At 69.8% G+C, this 16,500-nt stretch carries 13 protein-coding genes; 8 read left to right on the forward strand and 5 right to left on the reverse strand.

Annotated elements, in window-relative coordinates:
• Positions 1–441: 441 nt before the first annotated feature.
• Positions 442–1,266, forward strand: coding sequence for an HAD family hydrolase (locus ACRAKF_RS18400; protein ID WP_447038249.1), 825 nt, complete (start codon positions 442–444; stop codon positions 1,264–1,266).
• 346 nt (positions 1,267–1,612) lie between these two features.
• On the opposite strand, the gene ACRAKF_RS18405 is transcribed toward ACRAKF_RS18400, so the two are convergent.
• Positions 1,613–2,428: an oxidoreductase gene (locus ACRAKF_RS18405; protein WP_447038250.1), complete on the reverse strand. Its 816-nt coding sequence runs from the start codon at positions 2,426–2,428 to the stop codon at positions 1,613–1,615.
• A 99-nt stretch (positions 2,429–2,527) separates the two neighbouring features.
• Here ACRAKF_RS18405 and ACRAKF_RS18410 point away from each other — a divergent pair, with 99 nt between their 5' ends.
• Positions 2,528–3,508 (forward strand): ATP-binding protein, encoded by a 981-nt coding sequence (locus ACRAKF_RS18410; protein ID WP_447038251.1) that lies wholly within the window; start codon positions 2,528–2,530, stop codon positions 3,506–3,508.
• A gap of 33 nt (positions 3,509–3,541) precedes the next feature.
• Here the strand turns inward: ACRAKF_RS18410 and ACRAKF_RS18415 are convergent, their stop codons facing one another.
• Positions 3,542–4,813 carry a hypothetical protein gene (locus ACRAKF_RS18415; protein ID WP_447038252.1) on the reverse strand — a complete coding sequence of 424 codons (1,272 nt, stop codon included), beginning with the start codon at positions 4,811–4,813 and terminating at the stop codon, positions 3,542–3,544.
• 297 nt (positions 4,814–5,110) lie between these two features.
• Here ACRAKF_RS18415 and ACRAKF_RS18420 point away from each other — a divergent pair, with 297 nt between their 5' ends.
• The 6 genes from ACRAKF_RS18420 to ACRAKF_RS18445 all read left to right on the forward strand — a co-directional run bounded on the left by ACRAKF_RS18420 (position 5,111) and on the right by ACRAKF_RS18445 (position 13,127).
• The gene (locus ACRAKF_RS18420) at positions 5,111–7,459 is read left to right on the forward strand and encodes a bifunctional SulP family inorganic anion transporter/carbonic anhydrase (protein WP_447038253.1); all 2,349 of its coding nucleotides are present in this window, start codon (positions 5,111–5,113) and stop codon (positions 7,457–7,459) included.
• 64 nt (positions 7,460–7,523) lie between these two features.
• Positions 7,524–9,524 carry an acetate--CoA ligase gene (gene acs, locus ACRAKF_RS18425; protein WP_447038254.1) on the forward strand — a complete coding sequence of 667 codons (2,001 nt, stop codon included), beginning with the start codon at positions 7,524–7,526 and terminating at the stop codon, positions 9,522–9,524.
• Between the two features lie 249 nt (positions 9,525–9,773).
• Positions 9,774–11,174: a Na+/H+ antiporter NhaA gene (nhaA, locus tag ACRAKF_RS18430; RefSeq protein ID WP_447038255.1), complete on the forward strand. Its 1,401-nt coding sequence runs from the start codon at positions 9,774–9,776 to the stop codon at positions 11,172–11,174.
• A gap of 52 nt (positions 11,175–11,226) precedes the next feature.
• Positions 11,227–11,724 (forward strand): phage holin family protein, encoded by a 498-nt coding sequence (locus ACRAKF_RS18435; protein WP_447038256.1) that lies wholly within the window; start codon positions 11,227–11,229, stop codon positions 11,722–11,724.
• Positions 11,721–12,764, forward strand: a complete 1,044-nt coding sequence (locus ACRAKF_RS18440; protein ID WP_447038257.1) for an alpha/beta fold hydrolase — start codon at positions 11,721–11,723, stop codon at positions 12,762–12,764. Before ACRAKF_RS18435 ends, ACRAKF_RS18440 begins: the two co-directional genes overlap by 4 nt.
• A 174-nt stretch (positions 12,765–12,938) precedes the next feature.
• Positions 12,939–13,127: a hypothetical protein gene (locus ACRAKF_RS18445; RefSeq protein WP_447038258.1), complete on the forward strand. Its 189-nt coding sequence runs from the start codon at positions 12,939–12,941 to the stop codon at positions 13,125–13,127.
• A gap of 34 nt (positions 13,128–13,161) precedes the next feature.
• Here ACRAKF_RS18445 and ACRAKF_RS18450 read toward each other — a convergent pair whose 3' ends face one another.
• The 3 genes from ACRAKF_RS18450 to nth form a co-directional block, all read right to left on the reverse strand.
• Positions 13,162–14,367: a MarP family serine protease gene (locus tag ACRAKF_RS18450; protein ID WP_447038259.1), complete on the reverse strand. Its 1,206-nt coding sequence runs from the start codon at positions 14,365–14,367 to the stop codon at positions 13,162–13,164.
• A 49-nt stretch (positions 14,368–14,416) separates the two neighbouring features.
• On the reverse strand, positions 14,417–15,280 hold the full coding sequence (locus tag ACRAKF_RS18455; protein WP_447038260.1) for an NUDIX hydrolase: 864 nt from the start codon (positions 15,278–15,280) through the stop codon (positions 14,417–14,419).
• Positions 15,281–15,343: 63 nt separating this feature from the next.
• Positions 15,344–16,234, reverse strand: coding sequence for an endonuclease III (gene nth, locus ACRAKF_RS18460; RefSeq protein WP_447042055.1), 891 nt, complete (start codon positions 16,232–16,234; stop codon positions 15,344–15,346).
• Positions 16,235–16,500: the final 266 nt, after the last annotated feature.

A 16,500-nucleotide genomic window follows, 5' to 3' on the forward strand; every position in this document is an offset into this window, starting at 1 on the left:
CGTCGGTAATCGTGTGGATCTTGCTCAATAACTGTGGACCGGGCGATGACTGTGAATATCTCCGTCACCCATACCGGTGACGGCGCATCGACATCACGCCGAGTTCCGACAGGTTCCCGACCGGCTTCCCGCGGGTTTCCACAGTGCAGCGATTCGGCTACATACAGTGACGACCCTTGGGCAAGACAGAGGGAAGCCCGGTGACTGCGAGGGGGGCCGACGGGGCCGGAAGATGATCGACGGAGGGCCCAAAAACCCATCCGGACATGCGACGACCCCCGCCGGGGGGGAGAGCGGGGGTCGTCCCCACGGTCCGACTCGGGGGGGGAGGAGCCAGACCGGGTTAGCACGGTCGCGAACGATCCGTGACTTCCATGGTGTACCCGAGAGCCTTCTCAGGCAAACCCACACGCCTCAGCTTACGCCGAATGGTGGGCCCCTATGCTCAACCTCGTGGAAAACCACTCCCTGCCTCGCACCGCTGCCTTCTTTGACCTGGACAAGACGGTCATTGCGAAGTCGAGCACGCTCACGTTCAGCAAGTCGTTCTACCAAGGCGGCCTGATCAACCGTAGAGCGGTGCTGCGCACCGCCTATGCGCAGTTCGTCTTCCTGGCGGGCGGCGCGGACCACGATCAGATGGAGCGGATGCGCGAGTACCTCTCCGCGCTGTGCCGCGGTTGGAACGTTCGACAGGTCAAGGAAATCGTCGCCGAGACGCTGCACGACCTGATCGACCCGATCATCTACGACGAGGCCGCCTCCCTCATCGAGGAGCACCACGCGGCGGGGCGGGACGTCGTCATCGTCTCCACGTCGGGCGCGGAGGTGGTCGAGCCGATCGGCGAGCTGCTCGGCGCGGACCGCGTGGTGGCCACTCGCATGATCGTCGGCGACGACGGCTGCTTCACGGGCGAGGTCGAGTACTACGCGTACGGGCCCACCAAGGCACAGGCGATCAAGGAGCTCGCCCTGTCGGAGGGGTACGACCTGGACCGCTGCTACGCCTACAGCGACTCGGTGACGGACCTGCCGATGCTCGAGTCGGTCGGGCACGCCTTCGCCGTCAACCCCGACCGCGCGCTCCGCCGCGAGGCACTCACGCGCGCGTGGCCGATCCTCGACTTCCACCGCCCGGTACGGCTCAAGCAGCGCCTGCCCGCTCCGCCGCGGCCCGCCCTGATCGCGGCGGCCGCAGTGGGCGCCGCGGCCGCCACCGCGAGTCTCGTCTGGCTCGCCAGCCGCCGCCGGACCCCCGTGAGCTGACCACGCCGGCTTGCCGAAGCGCACCCGATTCAGGCGTATTTGAACCTAAAAGTAAAGAAGTGCGGCCAGGACTTCCGCTTACCCCAGGACAGGAGTAAAAAGGAGTCAACGGCCCGCGAGACCAAGGACATCCGAGAGGATCACCTTCAAACGCAGTAACGGCCCCACGGACCGAAGCATGAACACCGAGCACCCACGCGACGTCGACCCGTCGATTACGGGCCAGCCGCACCAGGTGACGGGCAAAGACCCGACCTGATGGGCAACATTCGAGGACGCTTGGTAACACGGTGAACATGCCAGCGGCGGTACGGGACTCCGTACCGCCGCAACCCTGTCCGGGTCCTTACGCCGCGCCCCGCTGCAACGCCTCACAGACCGCCGTGGACTCCCTGACGCCCAGTTCCACCGCCTTGCCGCAGTGGGCGATCCAGGCCGCCATGCCCTCCGGGGTGCCGGACGCGTATCCCTCCAGCGCCGCCACATAGGCCGCCCGGCCCAGCTCCGCGTGGCCCGCCTCCGCCGGGCAGACCGCCTTGGGGTCGAGGCCGCTGCCCACCAGGACGATCCGCTCGGCGGCGCGCGCGACCAGGCCGTTGCGCGAGGCGAAGGGGCGCAGGCTGATGAGCTCGCCGTGGACCACGGCCGCCGTCACCAGGGCCGGCGCCGAGCCGCCCTGGATGATCAACTGGGAGAGGCCCTCCAGGCGCCCCGCCACCTCGTCCGCGTCCGGCGTGGGAAGCTCGATCAGCGGCTCGTCGACGGACTCGCCCGCGAGGCGCGGACGCCCCGCCGCCTCATCGGCGTCGGCCGCGGCGACCAGATGCAGGCGCGCCAGGACCCTCAGCGGCGACTGCCGCCAGATCGAGAGCAACTGGCCCGCCTCCGCGGTCAGCCGCAGGGCCCCGCCGACCACGCGCGCCTCGTCGTCGCCACTGAAGTCGCTGCGCCTGCGCACTTCCTCCAGGGCCCACTCCGCGCCCGAGAGCGCCGCGGATCCGCGGGCGCCCCTCAGGGCCGCCTCAGAAGTGACCTCGTTGCTGCGGCGCCGCATGACCCGGTGGCCGTAGACCCGGTCCACGGCCTTGCGAACGGAGTCCACGGAGTCGGCCACGCCAGGGATCGTCCCCAGGGCCGCGAGCGGATCGGGTGTCGTACTCATGAGTAGACCCTACGTACTGAACAGCCCCACTCCACGAAGGAGTGGTCTTCTTCACCCACTCGCACACGCACGGCGATCACTCGACTACGCTTCGTGGTTATGAAAATCGCTTTCGTGGGAAAGGGCGGCAGCGGCAAGACCACGCTGTCCTCGCTCTTCATCCGCCACCTCGCCGCCACCGGCGCGCCCGTCATCGCGGTGGACGCCGACATCAACCAGCACCTGGGCCCGGCTCTCGGCCTCGACGAGACGCACGCCGCCGAGCTGCCCGCCCTCGGCGCACACCTGCCGCTGATCAAGGAGTACCTGCGGGGCTCCAATCCGCGGATCGCCTCCGCCGACACGATGATCAAGACCACACCGCCCGGCGAGGGCTCCCGGCTCCTGCGGGTGCGCGAGAACAACCCGGTGTTCGACGCGTGCGCCCGGCCCGTGGAACTCGACGACAGCACCGTGCGTTTGATGGTCACCGGGCCGTTCACCGAAGCCGACCTCGGTGTCGCCTGCTACCACTCCAAGACGGGAGCGGTGGAGCTGTGCCTGAACCACCTGGTCGACGGACGCGACGAGTACGCAGTCGTCGACATGACCGCGGGCTCGGACTCCTTCGCCTCCGGCATGTTCACGCGCTTCGACCTGACGTTCCTGGTGGCCGAACCGACGAGGAAGGGCGTCTCGGTCTACCGGCAGTACAAGGAGTACGCACGCGACTTCGGCGTGGAGCTCAAGGTCGTCGGCAACAAGGTGCAGGGCCAGGACGACGTCGACTTCCTGCGTGAGCAGGTCGGCGACGACCTCCTGGTGACCGTCGGGCACTCGGACTGGGTGCGCGCCATGGAGAAGGGCCGCCCGCCCCGCTTCGAGCTGCTCGAAGAGGAGAACCGCCGCTCCCTGCGGACGCTCCAGGCCACCGTCGACGCCTCGTACGCCCACAGGGACTGGGAGCGTTACACGCGCCAGATGGTGCACTTCCACCTGAAGAACGCGCAGAGCTGGGGCAACGAACGAACGGGCGCCGACCTGACGGGCCAGGTCGACCCCGACTTCGTCCTGCGCGAGCAGATGGTGGCCACTGCCTGAACAGGGCCATGGAGCCCGGGCCTTGCCCGCCGCCTACTCCTGCTGGCGCGCCGGAGCCCCCGGTACACCCTTCGGGGCCGGAGCGGGCTGGGCCGAGAGGAATCTCGTCCAGCCCTCCTTCGGGGCCTGCCCGACCGGCAGTTTCTCCAGCCGCGCCAGGACCTTCGGGTCCTGCGCGTCGAGCCAGTCCGCGAGCTGGCGGAAGGAGACGCAGCGCACCTCGGACTTGGTGCACACCTTCTCGATGGTCTCCTCGATGGCGCGCATGTATGTGCCGCCGTTCCAGGACTCGAAGTGGTTGCCGATGATCAGCGGAGCGCGGTTGCCCTTATAGGCCCGCTCGAAGCCCTGGAGCAGGCCGTCGCGCATCTGGTCACCCCAGTACTCGTGCTTGGAGGGGTCGCCCTGTGAGGTCGCGCCGGACTGGTTGACCATGAAGTTGTAGTCCATGGTGAGCGTCTCGAACTCGCGGCCGGGGACCGGCACGAGCTGCATCGACAGATCCCAGAGACCCTCCTTCTTCTTGGGCCAGCGCTGGTTGTTGACGCCGCTGGTGTCGTAGCGGAAGCCCAGCTCGCGCGCCGCCCGCATGAAGTTCTTCTGGCCCTCCAGGCAGGGGGTGCGGGCGCCCACCAGTTCCTTCTCGTAGTCGAAGGGCAGCGGCTTCGCACGCTTCATGCCGGTGTTCGTCTTCCAGGCCTTCACGAAGGACTTGGCCTGCCTGATCTCGCTCTTCCAGTCGTCGACGGACCACTCGCCGACACCGCGGCCCGCGCCGCAGAAGTGGCCGTTGAAGTGGGTGCCGATCTCGTTGCCCTCCAGCCAGGCACCGCGGAGCTGCGCCACGGTGTCCGCGATTCCCCGGCGGTCGTTGAAGCCGATGTCCGAGCTGCCCGTGAGGTGCCGAGGCGGCTTGTAGAGCTCCCGCTTCTTTTCGGGAAGCATGTATACGCCGCTGAGGAAGTACGTCATGGTGGCGTCGTTCCGCTTGGCCACCTTGCGGAAGTGGGAGAACAGCTTCTGGCTGTCCTCCCCCGCGCCGTCCCAGGAGAAGACCACGAACTGCGGCGGCTTCTGGCCCGGTCTCAACCGTGCCGGCCTCGGCAGGTGCGGCTGCTTCCCGGTGTAGGCGGTGGAGCCGTCCCCGATCAGACGGACCGGACTTTGGGGCGGGGCACCGGCGCCCTTCTTGGCGCCGTGCGCGCCCTCCTTCACGCCGTCGCCGCTCTCGGCACAGCCGGCCAACGCTGCCGCGCAGGCCACGAGGGCGGTCAGGCTCGCGGTGACTCTCCGGGTGGCGGCCATCTTCCGCCCACCTTCTTTCGCGCAAGTCGGGACAGAACAGACAGCAGCCTCACGCGCAGGCCCGAAATGTCCGATCCGACAAGCCGATAAAAGTTTTTATTCGCTCATCCGAGTGATCGCTTGCCCTATTTGCCCGGAAAATCCATCCACGACCTTTACTCTGCATTACGATTCGTTTACCGAGCGTTGATAGCCCCCGCCGCTTTACGCCGTGACCCACGGCCGCGATCCCACCCTCCGCACCGCTTTGGAGGGCCCCATGTCCGCGACCGCGCTGCCCCGGAGGAGACGGGAAACATGACTGCCTGCGCCCCCATCGAGACGCCCGACTCGGCCCACGAGCCCCGGGCCCACAAGCCGCACGCCCCGCCGCCCGGGAAGAGGTTCCGCATCGCGGGCGCCGACTTCTCGGCGTCGATCGCCGTCTTCCTGATCGCCCTGCCGCTCTCCCTCGGCATCGCCCTCGCGACCGGAGCCCCGCTGCAGGCGGGCCTCGTCGCCGCCGCCGTCGGCGGCCTCGTCGCCGGGCGGCTCGGCGGGTCGGCCCTCCAGGTCAGCGGCCCCGCCGCCGGCCTCACGGTCGTCACGGCGGACATCATCCACCGCTATGGCTGGCAGACCACCTGCGCCATCACCATCCTCGCCGGCCTCGCCCAACTCGGCCTCGGCTGCCTGCGGGTGGCCCGCTCGGCCCTCGCCGTCAGCCCCGCCGTCGTGCACGGCATGCTGGCCGGCATCGGCGTCACCATCGCCGTGGCCCAGCTGCACATCGTGCTCGGCGGCACCCCGCAGAGCGCCGTGCTCGACAACCTCCACGCGCTGCCCGCACAGTTGGCCGCCCTGCATCCGGCCGCCCTGTCGGTCAGCCTGCTCACCCTCGTCGTTCTGCTGCTCTGGCCGCGCATTCCCGGACGGGCCGGGCGCATGACCCGCGTCGTGCCCGCCGCCCTGGTCTCGGTGGCCGTCGCCACCTGCTTCGCCTCCGTCACCCGGCTCCGCCTCGACCGGGTCGACCTGCCCTCCTGGCGCAGCCACGCGCTCGCCGGGCTCCCCGAAGGCCCCGTGCTCGGCATCGTCGCCGCCGTGCTCACCACCACCCTGGTGTGCAGCGTGCAGTCCCTGCTCGGCGCCGTAGCCGTAGACAAGCTCGCCTCTCAGCGGCCCGAGCTGAACACGAGCGTCCGGCGCTCCAACCTCGACCGCGAGCTGCTCGGCCAGGGCAGCGCCAACATCGCCTCCGGCGTGCTCGGCGGTCTGCCCGTCGCCGGGGTCGCCGTGCGCAGCGTGGCCAATGTGCGAGCGGGAGCCGTCAGCAGGAACTCCACGATGCTGCACGGCGTTTGGGTAGTAGTGGCCGCGCTGCTCCTGGTCCCCGCCCTGGAGCTGATCCCGCTGGCGGCCCTCGCCGCCCTCGTCATGGCCGTCGGCATCCAGATGGTCAGCCTGAACCACATCCGCACCATCACCCGCCACCGCGAGATCGTCGTGTACGCGACCACCACCCTCGGCGTGGTCGTCCTCGGCGTCCTGGAGGGCGTGGCGCTCGGCATCGCCGTAGCCGTCACCGTCGCGCTGCACCGTCTCGCCCGCACCCGTATCACCCACGAGAAGGTGGCCGGCGTTCACCATGTCCGCGTCCGCGGACAGCTGACGTTCCTCGCCGTGCCCCGGCTCAGCAGGACCTTGCACCTCGTTCCCCAAGGGGAAGACGTTGTGGTGGAGTTGGACGGCTCGTTCATGGACCATGCCGCTTTCGAGTCGCTGCAGTGCTGGCAGGACGCGCACACCGCGCACGGCGGCGGCGTCGAGGTCACCGGCCGCGCCGGGACCCGCATCGCCGAGCCCGCGAACGCCGCGCACTCGTGCTGCCGGCCGTGGACCCCGTGGCGCAACCACCACTGCGACCGCCCCCAGGAGCGGCAGGAGACGGGGCAGCCCCGCGATCAGCAACTGGCCAGCGGGATCAGCGCCTTCCAGCGGAACACGGCACCTCATGTCCGGGGCGAGCTGGCCAGGCTCGCCCGGGAGGGACAGCAGCCCGCGCAGCTGTTCCTGACGTGCGCGGACTCCAGGGTCGTCACATCGATGATCACTTCCAGCGGCCCCGGTGACCTCTTCGTCGTGCGCAATGTGGGCAATCTGGTGCCGCTGCCGGGTGCCGAGAGCGGGGACGACTCGGTGGGCGCCGCGATCGAGTACGCGGTCGAGGTGCTCAAGGTGCGGTCCATCACGGTGTGCGGCCACTCCGGGTGCGGTGCGATGCAGGCCCTGCTCAACATCCCGGCGGAGGACACGCAGACCCCGCTGTGGCGATGGCTGCGGCACGGCCTGCCGAGCCTGGAGCGGGTGGCCGCTCAGGGTGAGGACTGGGCGCGCCTCGCGGGCCGGGCACCCTCGGACCCGGTCGAGCAACTGTGCCTGACCAATGTGATCCAGCAGCTGGAGCACCTGAGGGCGCACGCGTCGGTGGCACGTCGACTTGCGGCCGGTGATCTTAAGCTGCACGGTATGTACTTCCACGTCGGAGAGGCGCAGTCCTATCTCCTGACCGAGGGCTCCGGGGCGGAGAGACTGCCCTATGAGGTCTTCGATCAGGTGGCACCCGCGCGGTTGGGGCCCACGCGGACGGCGGCACGGCAGCCATGAACGTGTAAAGGTCTAAACCAATTTTCGGCAGCCCCTTGTCACACCGGGTTGTGTCTGATGAGCTGTGGCTTCGGACACAACGGACACCCTGGGAAAGGGAGATGTCGTGAGCAATGAAAGCCTGGCCAACCTTCTGAAGGAGGAGCGTCGCTTCGCGCCGCCGGCGGAGCTGGCTGCCGCCGCCAACGTCACGGCGGAGGCGTACGAACAGGCCAAGGCTGACCGGCTCGGCTTCTGGGCCGAGCAGGCCCGCCGGCTGACCTGGGCCACGGAACCGACCGAGACGCTCGACTGGTCGAACCCGCCGTTCGCCAAGTGGTTCGCCGACGGCAAGCTCAACGTCGCGTACAACTGCGTCGACCGCCACGTCGAGGCGGGACTCGGCGACCGCGTGGCGATCCACTTCGAGGGTGAGCCCGGCGACAGCAGGGCCATCACCTATGCCGAGCTCAAGGACGAGGTCAGCCGCGCCGCAGGCGCCCTGACCGAGCTGGGCGTCGAGAAGGGCGACCGCGTCGCGGTCTACCTGCCGATGATCCCCGAGGCGGTCATCGCGATGCTGGCCTGTGCCCGCATCGGCGCCGCCCACTCGGTGGTCTTCGGCGGCTTCTCCGCGGACGCCATCGCCGCCCGCATCAAGGACGCCGACGCCAAGGTCGTCATCACCTCCGACGGCGGGTACCGCCGGGGCAAGCCCTCCGCGCTCAAGCCCGCCGTCGACGACGCGGTGACGCGTTCGCCGCAGGTCGAGCACGTCCTCGTGGTGCGCCGCACCGGCCAGGACGTGGCGTGGACCGAGGGCCGCGACGTGTGGTGGCACGAGATCACGCAGAGGCAGTCCGCCGAGCACACCCCCGAGGCCTTCGACGCGGAGCACCCGCTCTTCATCCTCTACACCTCGGGCACCACGGGTAAGCCGAAGGGCATCCTGCACACGTCCGGCGGCTATCTGACGCAGGCGGCCTACACCCACCACGCCGTCTTCGACCTCAAGCCTGAGACCGACGTCTACTGGTGCACGGCCGACATCGGCTGGGTCACCGGCCACTCGTACATCACGTACGGCCCGCTGGCGAACGGCGCGACGCAGGTGATGTACGAGGGCACCCCCGACACCCCGCACCAGGGCCGCTTCTGGGAGATCATCCAGAAGTACGGGGTCACGATTCTCTACACCGCGCCGACGGCGATCCGGACGTTCATGAAGTGGGGCGACGACATCCCCGCGAAGTTCGACCTGAGCAGCCTGCGGGTGCTCGGTTCGGTCGGCGAGCCGATCAACCCCGAGGCCTGGATGTGGTATCGGAAGAACATCGGCGGCGACAAGTGCCCCATCGTGGACACCTGGTGGCAGACCGAGACCGGCTCGATGATGATCTCGCCGCTGCCCGGTGTGACCGAGACCAAGCCCGGCTCCGCGCAGCGCGCCCTGCCCGGCATCTCGGCCACCGTGGTGGACGACGAGGCCAGGGAAGTGCCGGACGGCGGCGGTGGCTACCTCGTACTGACCGAGCCGTGGCCCTCGATGCTGCGCACCATCTGGGGCGACGACCAGCGGTTCATCGACACGTACTGGTCGCGCTTCGAGGGCAAGTACTTCGCGGGTGACGGCGCCAAGAAGGACGAGGACGGCGACATCTGGCTGCTCGGCCGGGTGGACGACGTGATGCTCGTCTCGGGGCACAACATCTCCACCACCGAGGTCGAGTCCGCGCTCGTCTCGCACCCGGCCGTCGCCGAGGCCGCGGTCGTCGGTGCCGCGGACGAGACGACCGGGCAGGCCATCGTCGCCTTCGTGATCCTGCGGGGCTCCGCCGACGCCGAGGCCGAGGGGCTCGTCGCCGACCTGCGCAACCACGTGGGCACCACGCTCGGCCCGATCGCCAAGCCCAAGCGCGTCCTGCCGGTGGCGGAGCTGCCGAAGACGCGCTCCGGGAAGATCATGCGGCGCCTGCTGCGGGACGTCGCGGAGAACCGCGAGCTGGGTGACGTCACCACGCTCACGGACTCCTCCGTGATGGACCTGATCCAGACGCGGCTCCCGGCCGCGCCCAGCGAGGACTGACCGCACGGGCCGACGGCGGCGAACCCGCACCAGCGGTACGAGGAGGGCATCCGGCAGCGCGCCGGGTGCCCTCTTTGTCCGTAAAGTAAAGATCGACGGATACGTCCTGGCACCGCTTGGGTAGGCTGTCAACCGCGTCAAGGCCGCGACAAGAGATCGCGGCGGAAACGCGACGAGAAGTACCAAGGTGCGCCGGGAAGTCTGGTCGGCATGTGCTCAGTCCTGCCCACCTGACCGGAGGTCCACCCCGTGACCGCGCCCGCCCCTCGCACCCGCCGCAAGCTCCTCGGCCGCATGTCCCTGCCCGAGCGGAACTTCGTCGCCGAAGCCCTGCGCACCGAGACCGTCGGCGGGATCCTGCTGCTCGTGGCCGCGGTCACCGCGCTGATCTGGGCCAATACGGCAGGCGGCTCGTACGAGTCGGTGCGCGGCTTCCACATCGGGCCCGGCTCGCTCGGACTCGACCTCTCCATCCAGCACTGGGCCGCCGACGGGCTGCTCGCCATCTTCTTCTTCGTGGCGGGCATCGAACTCAAGCGCGAGCTGGTCGCCGGTGATCTCCGCGATCCCAAGGCCGCCGCGCTGCCGGTGATCGCGGCACTCTGCGGCATGGCCGCGCCCGCGCTCGTCTACGTCCTGACCAACACACTCGGCGGCGGCTCGATGGCCGGCTGGGCCGTGCCCACCGCCACCGACATCGCCTTTGCGCTCGCGGTCCTCGCGGTCCTCGGCACCTCGCTGCCGTCCGCGCTGCGCGCCTTCCTGCTCACCCTGGCCGTCGTCGACGACCTCTTCGCCATCCTGATCATCGCGGTCTTCTTCACCAGCGACCTGAACTTCGCGGCGCTCGGCGGCGCCGTCCTCGGCCTCGTCGTCTTCTGGCTGCTGCTCAGGAAGCGGGTCCGCGGCTGGTACATCTACGTTCCGCTGGGCCTGGCCATCTGGGGCCTGATGTACAACAGCGGCATCCACGCCACCATCGCGGGCGTCGCCATGGGCCTCATGCTGCGCTGCCACCGCGAGGACGAGAGCGAGCCGCACTCCCCGGGCGAACACATCGAACACCGCGTACGCCCTCTCTCCGCAGGGCTCGCCGTACCGCTGTTCGCCCTGTTCAGCGCGGGTGTCTCCGTCTCGGGCGGCGCTCTTCGCGACGTATTCACCCAACCGGAGACGCTCGGTGTGGTGCTCGGCCTCGTGATCGGCAAGGCCGTCGGCATCTTCGGCGGCACCTGGCTCGCGGCGCGCTTCACCAAGGCCGAGCTGAACGACGACCTGGCCTGGCCCGACGTGTTCGCGGTCGCTTCACTGGCCGGTATCGGCTTCACCGTCTCCCTGCTGATCGGCGAGCTCGCCTTCACCGACGATCCGATGCTCACCGACGAGGTCAAGGCCGCCGTCCTGGCGGGCTCCCTCATCGCGGCCGTGCTCTCCGGAATCCTCCTGAAGCTGCGGAACGCCACGTACCGAAGGCTGTGGGAGGACGAGGAGCGCGACGAGGACCTCGACGGCATACCCGATGTCTACGAGCTGGACAGGCCGGACTACCACCTCCGTATGGCGGCCATCCACGAGAAGAAGGCCGCGGAACACCGCAGGCTTGCCGAAGTCGCGGGTGGGGAAAGCGAGGATGGCAACGGTCCGGCATGATCTGAGCAGACATATCTCAGAAGAGATCAGAAGAGAAAAAGGGGAGAACGCCATGAGCTCACCCGACGGCCCCGTCGGCGCCGAGCGCAGCCTCGGTCAGCTGGTCGCCACCGCGACCAGTGAGATGTCCGCGCTGGTGCACGACGAGATCGCGCTGGCCAAGGCCCAGCTGCGTCAGGACGTCAAGCGCGGGGCGATCGGCGGCGGCGCGTTCGGCGCGGCCGGCATGGTCCTCATCTTCTCGCTGCCGATGCTGAGCTTCGCGCTCGCGTACGGCATCCACACCTGGAGCGACTGGAACCTCGCCGTCTGCTTCCTGCTGTCCTTCGCCGCCAATGTGCTGGTGGCCGGGGCGCTCGCGCTGATCGGCGTCGTCTTCGCCAAGAAGGCGAAGAAGGGCAAGGGCCCGCAGAAGGTCGCCGCCTCGGCCAAGGAGACGGCTGCCGTACTGGGGAACGTCAAGCCGCACTCCCGTTCCGTGATCCCCGCGGGTGCGGTCGACGTCCGAGTCGGTGAGACGGGGGCCACTGTGGCACGCTCGTCCTCATGACGGACCCCGCTCCTCAGGACCAGTCCATCGACGGCACCCCGCGGCACGGCCACGACCCGGACCCCGCGCGGGACCTCGTCGCCCATACGGAGCAACCTTCCCAGCCCACGCAACTGGCACAACCCGCGCAACCCTCGTCGGTCGTACGCGCCGAGGGGCCCTGGACCCACCGGGACGTGGCCGCCAACGGGGCCCGCTTCCACATCGCCGAGATGGGCGACGGGCCGCTGGTCCTGCTGCTGCACGGCTTCCCGCAGTTCTGGTGGACGTGGCGGCACCAACTGGTGGCGCTCGCCGACGCGGGCTTCCGGGCCGTGGCGATGGACCTGCGAGGGGTGGGCGGCAGCGACCGCACACCGCGCGGCTACGACCCGGCGAACCTCGCCCTGGACATCACCGGCGTCGTCCGCTCGCTCGGCGAGCCGGACGCCGCGCTCGTCGGCCACGACCTCGGCGGCTACCTCGCGTGGACGGCGGCCGTGATGCGGCCCAAGCTGGTGCGCCGCCTCGCGGTCTCCTCGATGCCGCACCCCAGGCGCTGGCGTTCGGCGATGCTCTCCGACCGCAGGCAGACCGCCGCGGGGTCGTACGTGTGGGGCTTCCAGCGACCGTGGCTTCCCGAGCGGCAACTCGTCGCCGACGACGGCGCCCTGGTGGGGCGTCTGGTGCGGGACTGGTCGGGGCCCCGGCTGCCGGACGACGAGGCGGTCGAGACGTACCGCAGGGCCATGTGCATCCCCTCGACGGCCCACTGCTCGATCGAGCCGTACCGCTGGATGGTGCGGTCGTTGGCGCGGCCCGACGGCATCCAGTTCAACCGCCGGATGAAGCGGCCCGTGCGCGTACCGACGCTGCATCTGCACGGCTCGCTCGATCCCGTGATGCGTACGAGGAGCGCGGCCGGGTCCGGCGAGTACGTCGAAGCCCCGTACCGCTGGCGGCTGTTCGACGGCCTCGGGCACTTCCCGCACGAGGAGGACCCGGTGGCGTTCTCCACGGAACTGGTGAACTGGCTGAAGGACCCCGAGCCCGACCGCTGAGGCTCCGGCACTCGCCCGCACGGGCTTGGCCCTCGGCGGCCAAGCCTCCGGAGGGCGAGGATCCGGATAACTTCTGGGAACACTTGTCCTACGAACGCCAATTGCCCGACGCATAGGCCAATTGGGGCCCCTGCGCGCGATTACCGACCATGGGGCCCGGGCACACGTCGGGGTATGGGCTGGACGCACGACTACAGTGACGTAGCACGCAATCGCCGCTCGGCCGCAGCGCTGAACAGCCGCGAGAGGGGCGGGCAACCGGACAGGGGCCGTCACGGCCCGCCGCAGGCCATGGGCATTTCCCGCATCCTCCGCCGGAGGGCCCGCTGGGTCTCCGCGCGGCTCCGGCACACGCGCGGCTGACCCCGCTCCTCCTTCGGACCACCGCTCGTGAGCTCTAGAGGGCGCAGCCCTGGCTGTCGACCTCTTGGTTCGCGGTGCGGCCCCGCTTGATGTCCTCGCGCACCTCGTCCGCCGTCAGGACGTACCCCGTGTCGGGATCGTCGAGCGACTTCGCGAACACCACGCCGTAGACCTTGCCTTCGGGTGTGAGCAGCGGGCCGCCGGAGTTGCCCTGGCGGACGGTCGCGTAGAGCGAGTAGACGTCCCGTCGCACCGTGCCGCGGTGGTAGATGTCCGGGCCCTTGGCCTGGATGCGGCCGCGCACGCGCGCGGGGCGGACGTCGTAGGGGCCGTCCTCGGGGAAGCCGGCGACGATGGCGCCCGCGCCGCTCGACGCGTCCTCGGACGTGAACTTCAGGGCGGGCGCCTTCAGCGTGGGCACGTCCAGGACCGCGATGTCCCGCTCCCAGTCGTAGAGGACGACCTTCGCGTCGTACGTCTGGTTCGTGTCGCCTATCTGGACGGTCGGCTCGTCCACGCCACCGACCACGTGCGCGTTCGTCATCACGCGGCGGTCGGCGAAGACGAAGCCGGTGCCCTCCAGGACCTTGCCGCAGCTACGGGCCTCGCCGCGGACCTTCACGATGGAGCGCTTCGCGGTCGTGGCGACCTTGCTCTTGGCGAGCTTGGGGTCGGGAGGCTGGACCTCGGTGATCGGCTCGTTCGAGAACGGGCTGAAGACCTGCGGGAAGCCGTTCTGCGCGAGGACCGAGGAGAAGTCGTTGAACCATGTGTCGGCCTGGCCGGGCAGCGCCCGCGAGACGCCGAGCAGCACCTTGGAGTTGCGCACCTCCTTGCCGACCGTCGGCAGCGTCGTACCCGCCAGGGCGGAGCCGATCAGCCAGGCGACCAGGAGCATCGCCACCACGTTCACCAGGGCGCCGCCCGTCGCGTCCAGGGCGCGGGCGGGCTGCCACGTGATGTATCGGCGCAGCTTGTTGCCCAGGTGCGTGGTGAAGGCCTGGCCGATCGAGGCGCAGACGATCACGATGACGACGGCGACCACCGCCGCGGTCGTGCTCACTCCCGCCGCGTCGTCGTCCTTGAGCGCGTCCCAGACGACCGGCAGCAGGTACACGGCGACGAGACCGCCGCCCAGGAACCCGATCACCGACAGGATGCCGACCACGAAGCCCTGGCGATAGCCCACGACCGCGAACCAGACCGCGGCGAGGAGCAACAGGACGTCCAGCACGTTCACCGATTCAATCCTCGCCTCGCATCGCGACCGCCACGTCCACGCAACCTTGTCATGCGCGCCAGTCGAGCGGGACCTGCCTGGTGCGGTCCCAGGGGCGCTCCCAGCCCGCGAAGTGCAGGATTCTATCGATCACGCCTGCCGTGAATCCCCATACGAGGGCGGACTCGACGAGGAACGCGGGGCCGTGGTGGCCGCTCGGGTGGACGGCCGTCGCGCGGTTGGCCGGGTCCGTGAGATCGGACACGGGGGCCGTGAAGACGCGGGCTGTCTCGTTCGGATCGACGGCGCCGACCGGGGTCGGCGTGTGCCACCAGCCGAGCACCGGGGTGACCACGAAGTCACTCACGGGGATGAAGAGGCGGGGCAGCACGCCGAAGAGCTGGACGCCCTTGGGGTCGAGGCCCGTCTCCTCCTCGGCCTCGCGCAGGGCGGCGCGCAGCGGCCCCTCCGTACGCGGGTCGCCGTCCTCGGGGTCGAGGGAGCCGCCGGGGAAGGAGGGCTGTCCCGCGTGGGAGCGCAGGGAGCTCGCGCGCTCCATCAGGAGCAGCTCGGGGCCCTGCTTGCCCTCTCCGAAGAGGACGAGCACGGCCGACTGGCGTCCCGCCCCGTCCGCCGGGGGCAGGAAGCGGCTGAGCTGGAGCGGCTGTATGGTCCGCGCGGCGTCCACGACGGGGGCGAGCCAGGACGGCAGACCGACGGAGCTGACGAGCGGGGCATCGCCTTGGCTGTGGGAGGCATCGCCTCGGCTGTGGGGGGCATCGCCTCGGCTGTGCGGGGGTTCGCCTTGGCTGGGCGGGGCATCGCCGCCGAGGCGCGCGGCTTCGCCGGGCGGGCGTGTGGTGGGCCGGCCGCCGTCGGCGTGGTTACTGCTGTCGTTGCTCGTGGTATCCGTCATCTCGCTCGCGTGCGTCATCGGCACCCCCGTCCGTCTGGACAACGCTCTTCATCTCCCCGTTCGTTCCGCCCCGCCGCGATGTCACCCCTCGGCAAGCGGGGGCGCCGGCTTTCCGGGGTAGTCCGCCGGGGGCTTGAGGCGCTGGCCCGGGAAGCCGCCCATCTCGTACTTCAGGAGCTTCTTCGCCTTCTCCGGGTCCGTCTCGCCCTCTCCGTACGACGGGCAGAGCGGGGCGATCGGGCAGGCGCCGCAGGCGGGCTTGCGGGAGTGGCAGATGCGGCGGCCGTGGAAGATCACGCGGTGCGAGAGCATCGTCCACTCGCTCTTCGGGAAGAGCGCGGCCACGGCCGTCTCGACCTTCTCCGGGTCCGTCTCCTCCGTCCACTTCCAGCGGCGGACGAGACGCCCGAAGTGGGTGTCCACGGTGATGCCGGGGACTCCGAAGGCGTTGCCCAGGACCACGAAGGCCGTCTTGCGGCCGACGCCGGGGAGTTTCACCAGGTCGTCGAGGCGCCCCGGGACCTCGCCCCCGAAGTCCTCCGTCAGGGTCTTGGCCAGGCCCATGATCGACTTGGTCTTGGCGCGGAAGAACCCGGTCGGCCGGATCAGCTCCTCGACCTCCTCGGGCACGGCCGCGGCCAGGTCCTCCGGAGTGGGGTACCTGGCGAAAAGCCGTGGCGTCGTCTGGTTCACCCGCAGGTCCGTGGTCTGCGCGGAGAGGACCGTCGCCACCAGCAGCTCGAAGGGGTTCTCGAAGTCCAGCTCGGGGTGGGCGTACGAATACACCTCGGCGAGCTCCCGGTTGATCCGCCGGGCGCGGCGGACGAGCGAGGCGTGGGACTCCTGCGGAGGCTTCTTGGCGGCGGGGGTCTTCTTGGCGGTGGCCGCGGCCTTCTTGGGGGTGGCCGGGGCTTTCTTGGCTGCGGCCACGGTCTTCTTGGCGGCGGGCGTGGCCTTCTTGGCGGCGGTCACGGTCTTCTTCGCGGCGGACGTGGCCTTCTTGGCGGCGGTCACGGTCTTCTTCGCGGCGGACGCCTTTCGAGCTGCGGGGGCGGCCTTCTTCACCGCAGGCGCGGCCTTGTCCCCCGAGGCAGCGCCCTGCCCCGCCGAGGCCGCGGTCGGTCCCGCCGAGGCCGTGGTCGGGCCCGTCAGGGGCGATTCCGTGTCCGGTGGTGTCTTCTTCTTCACTGGAGGTGCCTTCTTCGGGGTGGCCGGGCGGTGCTCGGGGGTGGTCTGGC

The sequence above is a fragment of the Streptomyces sp. DSM 118878 genome, assembly GCF_052936595.1.

Bases quoted from the DNA above. Each gene is read 5' to 3' on its own strand.
- ACRAKF_RS18400 (WP_447038249.1), top strand. From the start codon at position 442: ATGCTCAACCTCGTGGAAAACCACTCCCTGCCTCGCACCGCTGCCTTC.
- ACRAKF_RS18405 (WP_447038250.1), bottom strand. From the start codon at position 2,428: ATGAGTACGACACCCGATCCGCTCGCGGCCCTGGGGACGATCCCTGGC.
- ACRAKF_RS18410 (WP_447038251.1), top strand. From the start codon at position 2,528: ATGAAAATCGCTTTCGTGGGAAAGGGCGGCAGCGGCAAGACCACGCTG.
- ACRAKF_RS18415 (WP_447038252.1), bottom strand. From the start codon at position 4,813: ATGGCCGCCACCCGGAGAGTCACCGCGAGCCTGACCGCCCTCGTGGCC.
- ACRAKF_RS18420 (WP_447038253.1), top strand. From the start codon at position 5,111: ATGACTGCCTGCGCCCCCATCGAGACGCCCGACTCGGCCCACGAGCCC.
- ACRAKF_RS18435 (WP_447038256.1), top strand. From the start codon at position 11,227: ATGAGCTCACCCGACGGCCCCGTCGGCGCCGAGCGCAGCCTCGGTCAG.
- ACRAKF_RS18440 (WP_447038257.1), top strand. From the start codon at position 11,721: ATGACGGACCCCGCTCCTCAGGACCAGTCCATCGACGGCACCCCGCGG.
- ACRAKF_RS18445 (WP_447038258.1), top strand. From the start codon at position 12,939: ATGGGCTGGACGCACGACTACAGTGACGTAGCACGCAATCGCCGCTCG.
- ACRAKF_RS18455 (WP_447038260.1), bottom strand. From the start codon at position 15,280: ATGACGCACGCGAGCGAGATGACGGATACCACGAGCAACGACAGCAGT.